The 17,867-nt window shown below is 47.5% G+C and carries 15 protein-coding genes and 1 pseudogene; 10 read left to right on the top strand and 6 right to left on the bottom strand.

Features of this window, described 5'->3' with window-relative positions:
- Positions 1-20: 20 nt before the first annotated feature.
- Together ACOMG9_RS12540 and ACOMG9_RS12535 are read left to right on the top strand one after the other, a co-directional pair.
- Positions 21-176, top strand: a pseudogene (locus tag ACOMG9_RS12540) (IS21 family transposase); the annotation flags it as partial.
- A 175-nt stretch (positions 177-351) separates the two neighbouring features.
- Complete coding sequence (locus ACOMG9_RS12535) at positions 352-519, top strand: hypothetical protein (protein ID WP_448217154.1); 168 nt, start codon at positions 352-354, stop codon at positions 517-519.
- A 203-nt stretch (positions 520-722) separates the two neighbouring features.
- On the opposite strand, the gene ACOMG9_RS12530 is transcribed toward ACOMG9_RS12535, so the two are convergent.
- Positions 723-1,100: a transposase gene (locus ACOMG9_RS12530; protein WP_448217153.1), complete on the bottom strand. Its 378-nt coding sequence runs from the start codon at positions 1,098-1,100 to the stop codon at positions 723-725.
- A 139-nt stretch (positions 1,101-1,239) separates the two neighbouring features.
- Between ACOMG9_RS12530 and ACOMG9_RS12525 the strand changes: the two genes are divergently transcribed.
- From ACOMG9_RS12525 to ACOMG9_RS12505, 5 genes are all read left to right on the top strand, one after another.
- Positions 1,240-4,908, top strand: a complete 3,669-nt coding sequence (locus tag ACOMG9_RS12525) for an ankyrin repeat domain-containing protein (RefSeq protein WP_494530324.1) — start codon at positions 1,240-1,242, stop codon at positions 4,906-4,908.
- Between the two features lie 181 nt (positions 4,909-5,089).
- Positions 5,090-6,430: an ATP-binding protein gene (locus tag ACOMG9_RS12520; RefSeq protein ID WP_448217151.1), complete on the top strand. Its 1,341-nt coding sequence runs from the start codon at positions 5,090-5,092 to the stop codon at positions 6,428-6,430.
- Positions 6,402-6,695, top strand: coding sequence for an IS66 family transposase (locus ACOMG9_RS12515; protein WP_448217150.1), 294 nt, complete (start codon positions 6,402-6,404; stop codon positions 6,693-6,695). Before ACOMG9_RS12520 ends, ACOMG9_RS12515 begins: the two co-directional genes overlap by 29 nt.
- Before the next feature lie 416 nt (positions 6,696-7,111).
- Complete coding sequence (locus tag ACOMG9_RS12510) at positions 7,112-8,221, top strand: hypothetical protein (protein WP_448217149.1); 1,110 nt, start codon at positions 7,112-7,114, stop codon at positions 8,219-8,221.
- Between the two features lie 132 nt (positions 8,222-8,353).
- Complete coding sequence (locus ACOMG9_RS12505) at positions 8,354-8,743, top strand: hypothetical protein (RefSeq protein ID WP_448217148.1); 390 nt, start codon at positions 8,354-8,356, stop codon at positions 8,741-8,743.
- Positions 8,744-9,033: 290 nt separating this feature from the next.
- Here the strand turns inward: ACOMG9_RS12505 and ACOMG9_RS12500 are convergent, their stop codons facing one another.
- Together ACOMG9_RS12500 and ACOMG9_RS12495 are read right to left on the bottom strand one after the other, a co-directional pair.
- On the bottom strand, positions 9,034-9,246 hold the full coding sequence (locus ACOMG9_RS12500; RefSeq protein ID WP_448217147.1) for a hypothetical protein: 213 nt from the start codon (positions 9,244-9,246) through the stop codon (positions 9,034-9,036).
- Positions 9,247-9,280: 34 nt separating this feature from the next.
- Positions 9,281-10,192 carry a LysR family transcriptional regulator gene (locus tag ACOMG9_RS12495; RefSeq protein WP_448217146.1) on the bottom strand — a complete coding sequence of 304 codons (912 nt, stop codon included), beginning with the start codon at positions 10,190-10,192 and terminating at the stop codon, positions 9,281-9,283.
- Positions 10,193-10,301: 109 nt separating this feature from the next.
- Between ACOMG9_RS12495 and ACOMG9_RS12490 the strand changes: the two genes are divergently transcribed.
- Positions 10,302-12,320, top strand: a complete 2,019-nt coding sequence (locus ACOMG9_RS12490) for an alkyl/aryl-sulfatase (RefSeq protein ID WP_494530323.1) — start codon at positions 10,302-10,304, stop codon at positions 12,318-12,320.
- Between the two features lie 178 nt (positions 12,321-12,498).
- Here the strand turns inward: ACOMG9_RS12490 and ACOMG9_RS12485 are convergent, their stop codons facing one another.
- Positions 12,499-13,641, bottom strand: coding sequence for a Fic family protein (locus tag ACOMG9_RS12485; RefSeq protein WP_494530322.1), 1,143 nt, complete (start codon positions 13,639-13,641; stop codon positions 12,499-12,501).
- Positions 13,642-13,889: 248 nt separating this feature from the next.
- On the opposite strand from ACOMG9_RS12485, the gene ACOMG9_RS12480 reads away from it, so the two are divergent.
- Positions 13,890-14,462, top strand: a complete 573-nt coding sequence (locus ACOMG9_RS12480) for a cyclin-dependent kinase inhibitor 3 family protein (RefSeq protein ID WP_448217143.1) — start codon at positions 13,890-13,892, stop codon at positions 14,460-14,462.
- A gap of 317 nt (positions 14,463-14,779) precedes the next feature.
- On the opposite strand, the gene ACOMG9_RS12475 is transcribed toward ACOMG9_RS12480, so the two are convergent.
- Both ACOMG9_RS12475 and ACOMG9_RS12470 read right to left on the bottom strand, forming a co-directional pair.
- Positions 14,780-15,973: an RtcB family protein gene (locus ACOMG9_RS12475; RefSeq protein WP_422133852.1), complete on the bottom strand. Its 1,194-nt coding sequence runs from the start codon at positions 15,971-15,973 to the stop codon at positions 14,780-14,782.
- A 145-nt stretch (positions 15,974-16,118) separates the two neighbouring features.
- Positions 16,119-16,241, bottom strand: coding sequence for a hypothetical protein (locus ACOMG9_RS12470; protein ID WP_494530321.1), 123 nt, complete (start codon positions 16,239-16,241; stop codon positions 16,119-16,121).
- A 580-nt stretch (positions 16,242-16,821) separates the two neighbouring features.
- Here ACOMG9_RS12470 and ACOMG9_RS12465 point away from each other — a divergent pair.
- A complete protein-coding gene (locus ACOMG9_RS12465) occupies positions 16,822-17,694 on the top strand; it encodes a hypothetical protein (protein WP_448217141.1) in 873 nt (290 codons plus the stop codon).
- The last annotated feature ends 173 nt before the right edge of the window (positions 17,695-17,867 follow it).

Below are 17,867 nucleotides of genomic sequence, written 5' to 3'. Positions count from 1 at the left end.
AAGGACGAGCGGATAGCATCATGAAGAGACTGCCCATGCGCAAGATTCGTGAAGTACTCAGACTCAAATTCGAGCACCACCTCAGCGAGCGAAAAATCGCTAACAGCTGTAATATTTCCCGAGCAACCGTAAGTGACTATCTGGGACGTTTTGCCGTGTCGGGGTTGACTTGGCCACTACCGAAAGTATGCCGAATGGACGCCTGAGCGACTGCAAAACTGGGCGGCAAGGACAGGTCCGGAAACAGAAGCAGTCATCCGTCGCATCCTCTCAACCCGTCGACATCCAGAGCAAAGTTACTGCAGTTGCCTCGGCATCATGAGGTTAGGTTAAGGCTATGGTCATGACCGGTTGGAAAACGCCTGCCGTCGTGCACTGTATACAGATACCTACTCCTACCGAAGCATTGGGCCCATCCTGAAAAATAATCTGGATCAACAGTCGTTGCCAGAGCTGGAGCCTGACGAAGTGCTGCCGGATGACCATGAGAACCTGCGCGGCTCAGACTACTACCAATAACAGTTAATAAAGGGATAAGAATCATGTTACTCAATCCTGCCCTGGAAAAGCTTCAGACTCTCAAGCTAACAGCCATGTTGGAAACTGGGCTCCCCTTCAGGCTCATTTCATATTGGAAGAGACTAAACTGGCAAGATCCAAATATAAGTCCTAAGCTCCATTCCGATGCGTCGCTGCGCTCCGATGAGGGAGGTGGCCGGATGCTACCGGATTGAGTGGCCGAATGCTCTGGAATAGCCAGGATTGACAGGTTTGGCCGAAACGCCACTGATAAAGGCTGCTTTCCATTGCTGTATTTGTTCAGCAAAAAGGCCTTTCTTACGACAGTATTCGGCCATTTCTGCTTTATTTAACGCCGCCGTTTCAATGATCACGGCTAATTGGTTTTCCGGTGTCCACTGATCTGGATTTTTTCCGTTGCCTGGCACAGGTATTCCTTGAGATAAAGCTTTCTTTCGCCAAGTGTACAGAGTCACATCGGGGATACCAGTATCACGTAGCTGAGAAACTGGCACATTATTATTGGGGGGCATCATCATCTGAATGATGGACTCTTTGAACTCTTCTGAATAGCGAGCCATTGATCACTCAGTGCCCGCCCCCTGTTTAGGTTTCTAAATTCAGGAGAGGCGACAACTATGCTGGCACAGGGGGGATTTGGATATTCAGGTGTGCTCAAATTTATATGTTAAGTGAGGTTTTTCAGTGGAAAAAAGTTTGATGCAGACATTGTTAATTTCTATTTTGATTACCACTGGAACGGTTAAAGGAGCTACTCTCCCAAATGCTCCGCCTGGGCCATTATCTATAGTTCTCGGTGACGGTTTCATTATTGTTGAGGCGGATATGATTTTATCGATCCATGGTTTTACTCCATTTTTTGATTCCCAAAAAGGCTCGGTACTCCTTATTTCTGACATTAACAAGAAAAATATCATCAGACTTCGGGCAGATGCTCACCAGTCCCTGGTTGTGACTGATATTTCAGATAATCAGATACCTATTGATTTGCAGCATCTGGCAAAAAAGAAGAAGGTTTTTTTTGCGCCTGTTGATGCTTCAACTGATATTAAAAAAACAGGGCAGCATTTTTCAGGTATTACTATAACGGCAAAAGAATGGCCGACTGGTTTAAATCAAAAGGGCAGTCAGCAAGAATACTATTCAGGCAGCCTGACTCCGGGTCAGGCTATTTTTTCTCTTTCAGGTCTTGGCGATCAGGGAAAGACACTCTTATCGACAAATTATGGACTACCGGGAATAAACGACAACAAAGCGTTACGCTCTGACTTTCTGGATTATCCGTTAACGCCAGCTTTTCTGGAAGTGACGGCCTATATCAATTATAACAACTACCCAGATACTGAAGATATCAATGACACTATGATTCTGCTGAGGTTTTTGGCCGAGAAATCGCCCACAGCAACCACTTTTTATTTTTTGTTGCACGCAATGTTTCCTGACAACCTTGCTGGGAAAGATGAGTTTATGAAAAGATTTTGCAAGAAAGATCAATCGCTAAAGCTGAAAAAACTTTACAATTATTTGGTAGCCGAAAAGCAAAGAGAAATAGGCAATGCGCTCCAAACCACTGAAGGTGCAACCGGGGGAGCTTCGGCGGTGTTGACAGAGTCTGAAAACGCAGTAACAGCACTGGGTTATATGATTGCCAATCAAATTAGAAGTGGGCATCAAGGAAACAGAAATGACGAGATCAATGCTGTCCTGGAACGTTTCCCTGCACTGGTAGCCGTTCTGCCTGTTCAAAAACCATCTGCCTCGCAACGGGGTGTACCTGTCTGGAGGGGCGGTGCAAATACCGTTTCTGCTGATGATGGTTCTGCAGGAGGTACTTTAATGCTTACTCGCCAGGGTGCAGAAACGATACCAAAAGGTGAGCAACGGGGACTCCAGTGTGCTGTGCAGCGTGCCACCGGGGTAGATATGGAACTGTCAGATGAAGGTGAAGATGAGGCTGCAGCTGAGCCACTGTATGACCAGGCCACTTCTGGCGATGAACTCCTGCCCCTGCAATGCTGTCGTTCCGGAAATATTGAGGCGCTGTCTGACTTGCTTGACCGGGAACCCGCGCTGGCCGGTCAAAGCTTCTACTCAGCGTTTTACGGTGGCCATGTCACGCTGCTGCATATCGCTGTCCAGGTCGGCAATGAGGCGTGTGTACAGATGCTTATTGACCATCACTCTAATGTCAATGCCGTCTCATCTTCAGGCGCGACGCCCCTGCATTTTGCTGCCGAATTTGGCCAGGAGCAGTGTGTCAGGACATTGGTCTGCAATGGTGCCAATATCAATATCCGGGACAGTATGGGCAGGTCGCCCCTGCACAGCGCTGCCCAGCATGGTCAGGTGAACTGCGTGGAACGTTTTCTTGAATTCAAGGCGATTGGCAATGAAATTGACCATTTTGAAACCACCCCCCTGCATCTCGCAGCTATGATGGGGCACGATGCGTGTGTGGCAGCCCTGCTCTTCATCGGGCCCAGAGAGAAACATGGGGAGAGGAGTTGGGTGAGGCATGAAGAGGATATAGATGCCACCTGTGATCACCACCATACGGCACTGCACCTTGCCGTTCTGAATGGTCATGGCAAGTGTGCTCAAATCCTGCTGGATCACGGAGCCGATGTGAATGCCCTGCTGGACAGGGGCAAGACGCTCTTGCATGTTCTCACCCGAAGTGGCCCCATGAATTTCCTGCAAGTACTGCTTGACAGAGGGTTAGCTGTCGATGCCAAAGACGACAATGGCTGGACAGCCCTGCACGTTGCCGCCTTTACTGGCCGTATGGACTTTCTGGAACTGTTGCTCAAGCACAATGCCAGCCTGCTGGATGCCACGGACAACGGCGGCTCTACGCCCCTGCATATGGCAGCCCTGGCTGGCAACGCCCGGTGCGTGGAGTGGCTGCTGCACCGACAGGCAAACGTCAATTGCAGAAACAACAGAAACTTGTCGCCACTGAGCAACGCTGCCCGTCAAGGGTATCCGGAGTGTGTACAGCTTTTACTCGCTCATGGTGCCGGGTTTATTGAAGCCACCACAGACTCTGGCTGGTCACCCCTGCACAGTGCCGCAGATAATGGACATGTTGAATGTGTGGAACTTTTGCTTGGCGCCGGGCATGAGGTCGATGCGGCCACCTATGACGGTATGACTGCTCTGCACAGAGCCACCTTAACTCCCCAGCGAAACTCCGTGGATATCCTGCTCAAGTATGGTGCCAACATCCAGGCCCTCACAGAGGGCAATAATACCCCCCTCCATTGTACCCTCATGTTCGACAGCGTGGAGTATCTGCTGGCCTTGATCAGGCAAGGGGCTGATATCAATGCCAGGACCCTTTATGGTTTGACGCCCCTGCATATTGCTGCCCGGGAAGGGAGTGTAAAGTGTCTGAAAGTCTTGCTTGAACACCAGGCGCTGATCGTTGGCTCCCAACGAGGAGGGGGATGGACGCCCATGCATTTTGCCAGCAAAAATGATCAAAGTGAATGTCTTCGGTTACTGATGATGGACAAAAGGGTGAACATCAATCCCGTGGATGAGGCAGGCCGTACCCCCCTGCACATCGCTGCCCAGTTTGGCAGGGTTCGTTGTATGGCTGTGCTGTTGAATGCTAAAGACCATGTGCATATTAATTTCAGGAGTAACAGGGGTTGGAGCCCTCTGCATTTGGCCGCACAATGTGGCCAGTTGGAGTGTGTTCAACTCCTTTTGGCTTATAAAGCAGATATTAATATCAGGAATGCACGGGGCCTGACTCCCCTGCACCTGGCCGTCATGAACGGTCACGTGCAGTGTGTGCAAGTCCTGATCGATAACAATGCCAATATCAGTGCCACGGATAGCGGTGGATGTTTGCCCGGGTTCTACGCTGCCCGACATGGTCATTCTGCCTGCCTGGAACTGTTGATTGATAAGCAGACAAAGTCCGGTATTTCCGTCAATGAGTTAAATGGAGGGGGATCGCTCTTGCATCACGCGGCCCAGTGTAGCCGAATCGGCTGTGCTCAAGTCCTGATTAACAGCGGGGCAGATGTTAATATCGCTTCACCTGAAGGCTTGACCCCGCTGCACATGGCCATGAAGCTGGACTTGGCAAAGACTGCACAATTCCTGATCCATAACGGGGCAAATATCGATGCTACCAGCAGCATGGGCCGGACGGTGCTGCATCATGCTGTCATGTTAAATGCCATTCGGTCTCTGTCTGTCCTGATCGACAGCGGCGCTGATATCCATGCCAGGGATTGCCATGGCCAGACACCTCTGGAACTGGCCAGGAGGAAAAAACGTGAGCAGCTGATATTGATGCTTGAGAAGGCAGAAGCAAACCTGGGCAACACTCCCGACACAGCAGGGCCATGACCCTTCGTTCTTTTTGCCATGGATTTTCGCTTTGCTATCCAGGCTGGCGGTCATCACATAGCGGCCATCGACACTGAAGGTAGCTGAGTACTTATAGCTCGATGTTTGCGCAGAGCATATTTGTATGGAGAGGACCGTTTTTGTGATATAGTTACTGTAATAATTATTACGGTAACTTTTGATGATGTTCTATAATCGAGAAGATGAGCTTGAACAGCTCCGTGAGTGGAGTGAACTAGCCTCTAAAGGAACGGCCCACCTGACAACTGTAGTAGGAAGGCGCCGGGTCGGTAAAACAGCGCTGTTAAATAAAACCTTTCCTCAGAGCAATACTTCTGCAGCCACTATCTATCTGTTCGTATCCAGAAAGCAGGAGTCATTGCTTTGCGAGGAGTTTGTCGAGCAAATCAGAACGGTCTTAAATATTCCCATATTTGGTCAGCCTGCACGCCTTCGGGAAGTCATGGAAATCCTGTTGCAGTTCAGCATCACAACGCCGGTTACCGTCATACTGGATGAATTTCAGGATATCCAGCGGGTTAATCGGGCGTTTTTTTCCGAACTTCAGGATTTATGGGATCGATACAGACAACAGAGTCGTATGCACCTGGTCTGCTGTGGCTCTTTATACAGCCTTATGACCCGGTTGTTTCAGGATGGACGAGAGCCCTTGTTTGGTCGTGCCGATCATCGCATCAACCTTCAGCCGTTGCGTTGTCGCTATATCGCCCAGATGCTGAATGACCGACAGGAGTTTGCACCTGAAAAACTTCTGCAGTGGTACATGCTCAGTGGCGGTGTTCCTAAATATCTGGAGTGGCTGTTTAACATTGATCCTGCAACCGACCTTTGGTCGCAGCTGATTAACGCACACAGTCTGGTCATTGAGGAAGGGCATTATCGTCTGGCTGAAGAGTTCGGACCTGAACATGGTACCTATTTTTCCATACTGGCTGCTATTGCTTCCGGGAGTACGAGCCGACCTGAAATAGAATCTTTGCTGGGTATTTCCGTGGGGCCACAGCTTGATCGCCTGGAAAATGAATTTGATATCATCAGCCGAAACCGACCAGTGTTGTCTAAACCGGGAACCCGGTTGGTTAAATATCGTATTGCCGATGCTTTCCTGGCCTTTTGGTTTCGCTTTATTTATAAACACCGTAGCGCAGTGGAGATTGGCAACTTTCCGTTTATCCATAAAGTCATTGAGCGTGATTACCCGACCTGGAGTGGTCACTGGCTGGAAGAAATCGTCAGGGAAGTGATTGCGGAAACTGGCGAGTACAATATCGTCGGCAGTTACTGGGAGAGAGGGAACCAGAATGAAATTGATCTTGTCGCGGTCAATGAACTGGATAAAAAAGTCCTGATTGCTGAAATCAAGCGTAACCCGAAAAATATCCGAAAAACGCATTTACAGGAAAAAGCCACCAAGTTGGTGCAGCAACTGAAGGGGTATGAAATTGAGTACAGGGGCTTTTCTCTGGACGATATTGATACTTTACTTTGTCAAAGTCCGTGAAGAGCTGGACATTGTACCGGCCAAAGTTCAGGTAAAAGAAATCCTGCAAGAGAAAGCGGTTTTCCCACAAATCGATGACCACGGACAGACAAAGCAGGTCATTAAAGCAGCTAAACTGCCAAAACACCCGCTACCCAAGTCCTCCCTCTCCATCAGCACACTGGCCTGGATCATCGTCTCCAAATACTGCGATGCCCTGCCACTATACCGGCAGGAAAACATTCTTTTAGACCAATTTATTGCAACCGCAGTAGGACAGTCTTAAGACCGACAGGCTGCTAGATCACTTTCAGGTGTCTTTCCGGTCAGGTGTCTGATGTTTTTATCTGTTCGGTCGGCCTCCTGGAGGGAGTCTGTTCGCTTACTTCTGTTCAACTCTACGTTTCGAACTGATATTTTTTTCCAGGTCTGAAACGTAGGATTTTATGCCTTGAAGCTTGCTCAGGTTTTCAGTCCAGACCGAGCGCTACAAGCTATACTGCATCGTCGCTTCTATCGTATCTCTCAGGTCTTCTAAAGCCTGCTGTGTGTATGAATATCATGAAAACAATTGCCTTGGTACATACCTGCTTCAGTATTTTTTACTGCCTGAAGGTTTTTCCGAGTCTAACTGCTACGGCAGCGCTACCCGCTGTAAATAAGCAGGCGGCGTAAGTGTTAATTCATCAGAGGTTATTTATTATGAGACTGCACAACTACAAAACATTTTTCTATTGTTTGTTATTGCTAATTTTATCTGCTCAAAGCTTTGCCGAAGAAAATACGCAGGGCAACGCTTTCGAAAATCTTGTTTACTTTCAACCCCGGATTTACATTGCAGAAAAGGCTCAACCTTGTATTGGGGTGCGGGTTTCAAAAAAGCATATTTTTACCTCGCCATCCTGCGCCAAGCAAATACTCGCGCTATTCATGCAAGCCGTTGACATAAATGTACTGAGTCCCGGCGGTGTGAAGCTTGGCCATATTCAAACTTCACATAATCGGTCGGCTACAGCAGGTCTCCTGTCTATAGATCTTTATGCTGATAACTTGCCCTATCAATCGCCTGTATTGAGTACCGTTAATGTTACAAATGGAATTGAGCTAACGGCTTATTACATGCTACAAGGCGATGAAGAGATGAATGTTACAAAGCATTATTTTATCTTTGATAGCCAGCAAAATTCCGGAGTGCAAACAATGATCAAGCTGCCATCGGATATCAGTATCCCTGATGGGGCTCCGGTTAGACTAAGAAACCAGCTGTTCTGCGTAGTGGTAAGCGATACCTGCATCAGGTCATCCTACTTATTAAACGCTTCTGCAAAAGACTATGACCCCAGATGTCCAAGGGCTAACGATACTTACTATTTTCATTGCCGAGAAAGGGGGATGTACAATTGTAGTGAAGTTATATCACCAGAAGGTGTTGCAGGTCTTGATGTAAATGGGTCATGCGTTAACCCCGAGTCAAAAGAACAGTGTACATTCAACTCTTCGTACGCTTTTAATTCTGATGAAATGGATTATGAGAGGAAGGGTGATTTTATTACATGCAAATCTTGTTCAGCCCAGTATACGTGGTCTAATTCGTCGTTGACCGGCAGCAAATCTGTGATTTGCAGACCCAAAGGCTGTATGCCTGGTTGTAAAGGTAAACCTGATCCAAAGCATTCTGGCAAAAAACCTGCTGACTCCATCGGAGAAGGAATAGCTGGAGAAGTTGCAGCGTTTGTTTTAATTGGTGTGATTGCTTCTGTGGGCTACCTGATTTACAAACTCTACCACAGGGCAAATTATCAGAGTTTGTAGTTCGGCGGCAGGTGCCCAGCTGATGACCCTGCCATGTTATTAAAGGCGGTTCTGTTCGCCTATTCCACAGCATAACTTCCAGTCCCCGGATTGCCAGGGCTTGTCAGGAAAACGTGATATTCATGGCGCTGTTTGCTGACGAGCGTTGCTGTAACCGGCTCTCATCTTCATTCGCGTAAGACCTTCAACGAGCTTGGGGGGCTTACGCGAATTAAGGATGAAGATGCCAAGAATCTGTTGCTCGAAGTTCACAGAACCAACCAGGGGCTACCAATGAGAATAATAGGGCAGGGTGATTGTTTTCTTCTTTTTAGCCGAGGTGAGCCTGACGCCGCTGCGGTGGTTGGTATCAACAAGTGTGAACATGGCCAGGAGTATTGGGTAAATAAGGAGGAGCACAAATTCTTCTGGCATCAAACTTACTTTGATGTCATCGAACCTGCTGACACATTCATAGTAAACAGCCAATGGCACAGGCTATACATACCGGGGCGCAGGGCTAAAATGTGGGTGCTGCGGTGATGATCTGACACGATAAGAACTTTTGGCTGGCGCATTGCTGAAGTGCGTTGTTAAAGGTACAACCAGACGAAAAAAAACGCCAATCTTGCGATTGACGTTTCCAGAGAAGCTTCGAAATGGCGTCAGCCTGTTGTTGGCCTTCCTTGCATGCATCTTGCAAGCAAGTCCTTTGCTCCCCCTTTGTCCATTAGTTGTAGTTTCTCAAACCTGTCCGGTTTTCATCATCTGTGGTTATACCTGAATTTCTACGGCCAACCTGGTTCGATCCGGCTAATTTATGCTGAAAGTGGTCAGGTGCCTTCACCAGCTGCATTAAAAAGAGTATGAAAGTACCTGGGACAGGTCTGTTGAATGCTTGCTTCTGTCATATCCCTGCGTGATTTACCTGCGGTGTGGGGAATTGCCTGCTCATCAGCAGCTTTGCTTGCTACTTTTTTGACACCCTCCTGAGCACTTGAGTTCTGGAAGACAGCAAAGAAGTCCATCCAGAATCGTGTCGTCAAGGAGCTTTTTCAGGAATGATCTGCCCGCCCTTTTCTATTCACCCCTTAACTCTGTGACATAAGACAGAATTTTACTGCGCAACCAGCAGTTGGTTTTGCTATTGCGGACCCGGCTATGGGCTAGCAATTTGTAGTTAATGGGCAAAGAACGAAACGGTATTTTCATGATCTGTAAACCAAATTGTTGAGAAAACACCTTTGCCAGACTGCTGCTCATAGTGCCAATACTTTCACTACTGGCTACCAGAGCCATTAACGCAAGCAGGGAGTCGCACTCAGCCATAACCTTCCTTGGTTGCAGGGGCTCTTGCGTAAAAGAGTCTGCCAAAAATGTATTTTCACGCCTTAGTTTCAACGTTATATGTTTTTCCTGATAAAACTGCTCAGCTGTAACGCTTCCCTGGATTCTGGGGTGGGATTGGCTGGCAATCAGGCAGATCTGGTCAGTAAACAAAGGCTGGGAAAAATAAGATAAGGTGGAGACATGAGCAAAATCTATTGCTAAATCCGCTTGCCGTAAATTGAGCTTATCAAGTAACTCTTCCTCAGTGGTCGGTGTTGGGAAAAGCACTATTTCCCGGTTTTCCAATGTTGAGTCAGCTTCAATCTTGGGGAGCAGTACCAGCATTACGGGCTCTGGGGTATACACGATGAACCGGCGCTTTCCATGATGGCTGAGTCCCTGCATATCAATGAGAGTATTGTTTATAGTTTCCAGGGCGGGCTCAATCTGGCGGGCTATTTCGTGGGCAAAATCCGTTGGCGCAATGCCTCGGCCATCACGAACAAACAGGGTATCTCCCAATTGGTTTTGCATTCTCTTTAATGCGCCACTGACGCCGGGCTGGGTTAGCTCCATAACCTCAGCCGCCACTGTGATTGATTGGTAGCGATAGACCGCCAGAAAAACTCGCAGGAGATTAAGGTCGAACTTTGATGCTTTCATCAATATATAACCAGCAGTGATGATTAAACTAAAAAATCGTAAATTTATCATTATGAATTTAGCCATTAAAGTGATCGAGTCTTCAGTTCAACTGTGAATAAGGACCACTATGAAACCGACACAGACTCTATCAGCTATTACCCTTGCTATTCTTGCGTCGTTTAATGCAAGTGCTGAATATACCAGCCTCGAGGACTATCAGGGCAAACCTGCCACTGCCCATACTGAACAGGCAAACCAGAATCTGGCAAAAAACCTGCCATGGAAAGATGTATCCGCTTTTGAACGTACTCGCAAAGGGCTGATCGCAGAATTTGGCAATCATGCTGCGGGAGAGCTGAAAAAACGTTTTCAGTACATGACGGATATGTCGATTGACGAAATACCTGCCACGGTGAATCCGTCTATCTGGCGTCAGGGTATGCTGAATTATACGGCGGGTGGCTTGTATCAGGTGACGGATGGTGTCTATCAGATTCGCGGGGCTGATCTATCCAATATGACCATTTATCGATCCAAAAACGGCTATGTCATTCATGATCCGTTGTTGTCCCGGGAAGCGGCTGCAGCTGCCTGGGATTTTGCCAAAACACACCTGCCTGAAATCAATGGTGAGCATAAAATTACCGGGATGATTTACTCCCATATGCATGCTGATCACTTTGGTGGTTCCAGGGGTGTCTATGAGTCCGGCAACTTCGCCGAAGGCGCGCAAATCTACGCGCCAAAAGATTTCATCAAAGAGCTGGCTGACGAAAACGTCATCGCCGGTACTGCTATGGGCCGCCGGGCAAACTATCAGTATGGAACAACGTTAACCAATAGTACCAAAGGCATCGTTGACAATGCTCTGGGGTTGGGTACGTCAAGGGGCGAGGTCACTCTTGTGGCGCCTACGACAGAAATTACGTCACGTGAAAAAGTGATTAATATTGATGGCCTGGAGTTTCATGCCATAAATATGCCGGGCGCTGAAGCACCTGCGGAAATGGTGCTCTATGTTCCGCAATACCGCTCACTCAATACCGCTGAGCTCACTTATGACGGCATGCATAACATCTACACTTTCCGGGGAGCAAAAGTTCGTGATGCTCTGGTCTGGACCAAGTATCTGACTGAACTGAAAATGCGTTTTGTGGATTCCGGAATGGTTGACAGTATTCACGCTGCACACTCGGCACCAGTCTGGAATGATCCCGCCACTGAAAACAACGAAATTGCCGAGTATATGACCCTGCAGCGGGATAACTATGGCTTTATTCACAATCAGGCCATGCGCCTGGCCAACCATGGCACCACTATTAACGACGTAGGTCGTGAAATTGAGAAGCTGGTGCCAGAGGTTCAAAAGCAGACCTGGCACACCAATGGCTACCACGGTTCATACAGTCACAACGCTCGCGCGGTGGTCAATTTATATCTTGGTTATCACGATATGAACCCGGTAAACACCAACCCGCTTGAAACCAGAGACAAGTCCTGTGTTTATGTGGATGCAGCGGGTGCAGAAGCACTTTATAGCGCAGGAGTTTCACACTTCAATAACGGGCAATATCAAGAAGCATCCCAGCTGTTCAACGATCTGGTGCAATGTCACCCGGATAATCTGCATTATCGCTATGCACTGGCTGACAGCTTTGAGCAACAGGGTTATCAGTCAGAAACCATGGCGTGGCGCAACTCCTACCTGCAAGGTGCAGTGGAGTTAAGAACCGGAGAGATCAAACCATCCATTAAGCTGGCCTCTGCCGATGTTATTGCTAATACGCCAACAGGCATGTTTCTTGACTTTCTGGCGGTTCGCCTCAATGCCGAAAAAGCGGAGCAGGCGGGTTTAGACTTTAGTTTTGGCCTTTATCACCCGGACTTGGAGCAGCGCTTTTTTGGTGAAGTTACAAACGCCAATATGAGTAATATAGAAGTGGAAACACTGCCGGAGACTGATGTTGAACTGGTCATTCAAAAAACTGACCTGACAAAAATGGCGCTGGGTCAAACTTCCCTGACAACCCTCCTGAAGTCAGGTGATGCTGAGATCAAAGGCAACGCAGAGCTGATAGAAAAGCTGTCAGCAACTCTGGATGACTTTGACGGAATGTTTGAGATCATTCCAATGCCTGCCAGCTAATGACTTTCTTTGAATGATTTTTTGGTTGGGATGAACGACAGTAGTCATCTCAACCTTTTTTTCTATTTACAAACTTTATCCGGATCTTTTAGTGAAAAAAATTCCTCCACACGCATTTGCAGGCGCCATTGACTATGACATGTGACTGTCGTGGCGGTAGTTGATATGTAGCGTCTGATCATTTACGAGCGATCTGATACCGGGTACTGCGCCCACCACCCGGCAATTTCTCAATACATCCTTTGTTTAATAAATAACACAAATGTCGTGTAGCTGTAGCCTTGCTGACTTTTGCCACCTTCTGGTATTGCGATGCACTGATCCCGGATTCAAACCCTTTCTCGCCACCGTCGAGCAGCCGGTTAAGCACTTTAATTTGCTCATCAGAAAGCCCCGTATCATGAAATGCCTGCCAGAACCGCGTTTTGTGTAGTGTACGATCAATCTTTCTCAACGAGGCTTTGATCGTTTCATCGAGCATCTGCAAAAACCAGAGCAGCCAGTGGGTGATGTCCAGCTCCCCACGCTGGGATTGCTCCAGAATCTGATAATACGCTTTGCGATTATCCAGAATCGCGCTGGACATAGCATAGAGCCTGATGCTTTGGGCATCGGCTTGTGCCAGGGCCAGGTCGGTAATAGCCCGGGTTAATCGCCCATTACCATCATCAAAAGGATGCAGTGTCACAAACCAGAAATGACTGATGGCAGCACGAAGCAGGGGATCGCACTTTGGATCGTTTCCGCTCTGGTTAAACCAGTCAAAGAATCGCTCCAGCTCTGACACCAATACACTTCTTGGCGGTGCTTCAAAATGAACGGTGGGCCGATCAATACGTCCGGACACCACCTGCATGGGTTCATCGCCCCTTAACTGACCTGCCTGAACCTTATGAAGGGTAAACTCCGTATTGGTAAACAGCCAGCGGTGCCATTGGAAAAGACGATTCAGGCTGAGTGGGGCATTCAGGTTAGAGATCGCATCCAGCATCATTTCTGCCAAGCCTTCGGTTCGCTCGGAAGTCGGGTAGGCAGCGTCATCAGTACCTTCGAGATTCAGGCGCTGCGCCAGTGATGACCGGACAGACTGGGCATTAAGGCGTTCACCTTCGATGGCAGAAGAGGTGATGATGTTTTCCAGCAGGGTGTCCAGTGCAGAGGCTCCTGCTGTATCACTCTGGGTAGTGCTGGCTTTTCCTAGCAGGACTCCCAAGCTGAAGCGAACTTCTCTGAGCAGAGGTAATACAGCCTCTTCTTGCCAGTAAAACTGGGGCCAGTCTTTGTTTTGCCAGATCCACAGCGTTGGTGAATAATCAGTCATTTACGGATTCACCCAATATAGTGAGCCGATTGTAAATCTTAAATGGCTCAAATTATGAGCTAAATAATAGTATTAATTGGCTCAAACAACAAGATTACAGGGTACAATCAAAACTACTGAACCCAACATCACTCACAACTAATTCCGTAAATCTGCAAAAACGGATTGTTCGGATATACTGAACAATCCTGTCAGAAACTATGGGAAGATCGATTATTAACTCAGAATACAGTCCGGGAATCATTTGAATGCGAGCATCACAATCGAATCCTTTACACATTGATAGCGTTTCTATTCCCGGAGGTGGAATTCTGGGCATGGCCGTTGCACCCGGTAAAAAGGGGCAGTCAATGTTTGGAGAGGACTGGAGCCGGGATCTGGCTAAAGACATTACCACTATAAAAAAATGGGGCGCAGTGCTGGTGATCTCTCTGATTGAAGAACATGAGTTCCACATGCTGGGTATCAATGAGCTTGAAGATGAAGTTAACAAAGCAGGTATGCAGTGGCTGCATTTGCCGATAAAAGATTTCTCCATTCCTGATGCCCGGTTTGAACAGCAGTGGCAGCAGTCTGTTAATACGATTTATCGTTACCTGGACCAGGGGAAGAAAGTATTGGTTCATTGTCGTGGAGGGCTTGGGCGCACCGGGATGTTGGTTGCCAGACTGCTGATGGCCTATGGTGCATCATCTGATGAGGCTATTTCAAGTGTACGGGAAGCCCGGATCGGAGCCATAGAAACCAGGGAACAGGAAGATTACGTGCGGTCTATGCCCTCGGGCAATCACTCTGTCAACACTAAAGCAAAAAAAGTTTAACAAGCCGCACAAGAAAACACTGTTTTATTCAATGCTTTCTGATGCAGCCTGATATCGCTGCGACCACGATGTTTATCTTTACGGTTATAAGTACTCAACCATACGAAATCATATTTTCTGACTTATTGTTCAGGTACTCGCGGCAACTGCTCCTGCGTTGCTCTAGCTCCTGCATCCATGCAGTCGTGCGGTTGCAATAAATTGGTCTAAAAATCTCTGTTTCTTCGTCAAATAGCTCGCTATTCTCCTCAGAAACAGAGATTTTTATCCTCAATTTCTTGCAATCCTCGCTACGGACGCTTAAGTCCGACAGGCTGCTAGCCTTTCACATTAACGATCTGTCGCAGTGTGCACACGACCTCAACCAGATCGTTCTGCAGGCTCATGACCTTATCGATATTTTTGTAAGCGGCGGGAATTTCATCCAGTACGCCTTTGTCCTTTCTGCACTCTATGCCCTGTGTCTGATCTTCAAGATCACGAACAGAGAAGGTTTTTTTGGCAGCGGTACGGGACATGCTCCGTCCAGCTCCGTGAGCGCAGCTGCAAAATGCTTCGGGATTGCCTCTGCCACGGATAATGTAAGACCTGGCTCCCATAGAGCCGGGTATAATGCCCAGTTCGTTGTTTCTGGCCCGGATGGCTCCTTTACGAGTTACCCAGACTTGCTGGCCATCATGCAGCTCCTGCTCAACAAAGTTGTGGTGGCAGTTAATAGCTTCATTGATGACGGTGAACGGTTTCAGATGCTGGTGCAATACGTTGAGAATACTGTTCATCATGTGTTCCCGGTTCAGCAGGGCGTAGTTTTGTGCCCATGCCACGGCTTCAACGTAATCATCAAAGTGGTCCGAGCCTTCCTTCAAGTAGCCGAGGTCTCTGTCGGGCAGATGAATCTGCTGCCTTTCCATGTCTTTTCGAGCCAGATGAATAAAGTACTGACCTATCTGGTTACCGATACCCCGGCTTCCGGAATGCAACATTACCCATACGTTGTCGTGTTCATCCAGGCACAGTTCAATAAAGTGATTGCCAGAACCCAGACTGCCCATCTGACGAACAAACTTGTCCCGATTGCCTCTACGAACAATATCCGGATGCTTTTCCAGAATACGTTGCAAGCCATGAGCAACAGATGAATCTCCGGCTATTTGCGCTTCTTTATGCTGTCCGCCGGCTCCAAGGGGAATAGCCTTTTCAATATCATGCCGGATGGCCAGAAGGTTGTCCGGCAGATCAGAGGCTTTCAGTGATAACTGAACCGCATTCATGCCACAGCCTATATCGACGCCAACTGCGGCAGGAATAATGGCTTCTGTGGTAGCAATAACCGATCCTATTGTTGCACCTTTGCCCAGATGGATGTCAGGCATGCCAGCCACATGTTTGTGAATAAAGGGCAGGCTGGCGACTTTACGCATCTGTTCAAGTGCCTGTGGGCTGACCTCATCCGTCCAAATCTTAACTGGCTTTTGGCTATCGGTTCCCTCTAGCAAAGTAATCACTGGCATGATGTTGCACCTCTCTTATTTTTTTCAGCGGTATGGTCCAAAATTTTATGGAGCAGGTGATTGATGGTCTCAAATGATCCCACAGTCGTTTGCTGGCTGCCCTTGAAGGCTTCCAGCGCAGAGAGTTGTGACTCCATGAATTCATTCAGTCCCAGCATAGCCTGAATGGTTTTCGTTTCGCTACTCCCCAGGCGCAGCTCCCGGATTCAATGGTATAGTGAATAATGACGTTGTGGTCTTTAATACGTTCTAAAATCTCATCTCTCATATTGCGCTCCCTGAAAGTTGATGGCTTGCTCATTGATTGTTTCAGATGTACTGAATGGTTAGACCAAATGCCGTGCCAATAAGTTCATTATGAGCTGAAAAAAAATAAGGCACTGATATGTAAAGGTTTAATTTTAAGCTATCCTCAAGTTCTCCAGTGTTTCTGTGACGACAGGACAGGTTACCTTCCCTTTGACGTTTATCTTCCCGTACCTGTTCTTCATTTTTTGCCAGCGCTGAACCCTGTTTATCGACAGGTTGAGCCTGGCGTGGGCCTTCACAGTACAAGTTCCCTTTGCCTTGTTTGTCAGAACTAACAGAGCCGATGGTTTCTTACCATCACCGGGCACGAGTATACCTTGCACTTTTGTCTGTTTGCGCCAAGTATACAGAGCTGCATCAGTAATGCCGGTTTCTCTTTTTTAAGCTGAGCCACGAAAACACTAGCATCACCTTCTGGAAAATGGGTTCTTCCATTTTTTGCTGCAGCGAGCCAAAACAGTCTCTTTTTATCTGCTCTCACTTATTGAAAGTCATGTATTAAAAGAGGCGATATCTATCCTGACGTAGGGGTTACCTATATGTCATTTATTTATGAAGCCAAAATATTATTCTACCGCTTTAGAGTATTAGTTACGCTAACATTCATATTTTTAGATGTATGTCCCAGCTCTATGGCGGGGTCAGATCTGATGCCTCCCCCACCCACGATATCCTCATCAGGAGGAGCAAGCGGCGGTGATGATCGTGACCCATGTCACTGGCAGAAACGCTGGGTGAAAATTGGTCAACAAACATTTTATGTGCATGCCGAAGATGAAGAACTCCTTCAGCAGCTTTCACATCAACTTGAGCAGCTGCGAAATGCAGGGATGCTTATCCCCTATAGCATCAATTGGGGAGCCAATCTCTATCCATGTGAATGGATACCGCAAACAATAAGAAGACTGATGGTACACTATCCAAATGGAGTGACTATTTTTTCAGCCAGTGTCTGTTTTGCCGGAGTGATAGCTTATTGCAGATATAATGAAATCAGTGGTACGCTAAGTCCAATACTACAAGGTGCCGGTTCGGCCACTTTTTCACACATGATGTTTTTTGTAAATCTATGCCCTTCTTACTTGCAGCGACCATTAATAGCTGGTTCTATAGGTGCGTCTGTAGCTAATACGATTTGTAGAAATGCCATTGCTTATCATCGTTCAATATTAAAAGCACGCAGGACGACAGTTATAAATCCTCAGGTTGTTTTTCTGGCGGTACAGGAAGGTCAAGTTCAAATATTGAATTCTGATGAAGAGGTAATTGTACAAGCACAAGCAATAAAGCCGGATGATGAGAGCGATATTGATGATACATTACATGTTCCTCCGCAAACCTTCATGGCAAGACCCACAATTTATTTGAGACGAATATATCATTGGCTTATGTCCCCTTTTTTACCGTTATAGATAATTGATGTTTCAAGGAACATAACCGCCTGCTTCTGCGAAGCGTGGCAGGCGACTAAAAGTCATACACGACCACCACTGTGTAATTTACGAGAAAATTCTAGCTATAACACGCCCGCTGTGTCAGGATAGTTGTCCCGCTCACTGATTAACCAATAAAAGCTAGACAGTGG

Source organism: Endozoicomonas sp. PH6C, from assembly GCF_059322965.1.
Note: the sequence above shows the minus strand (reverse complement) of the source record. Positions and strands in the feature narration are given on the sequence as shown.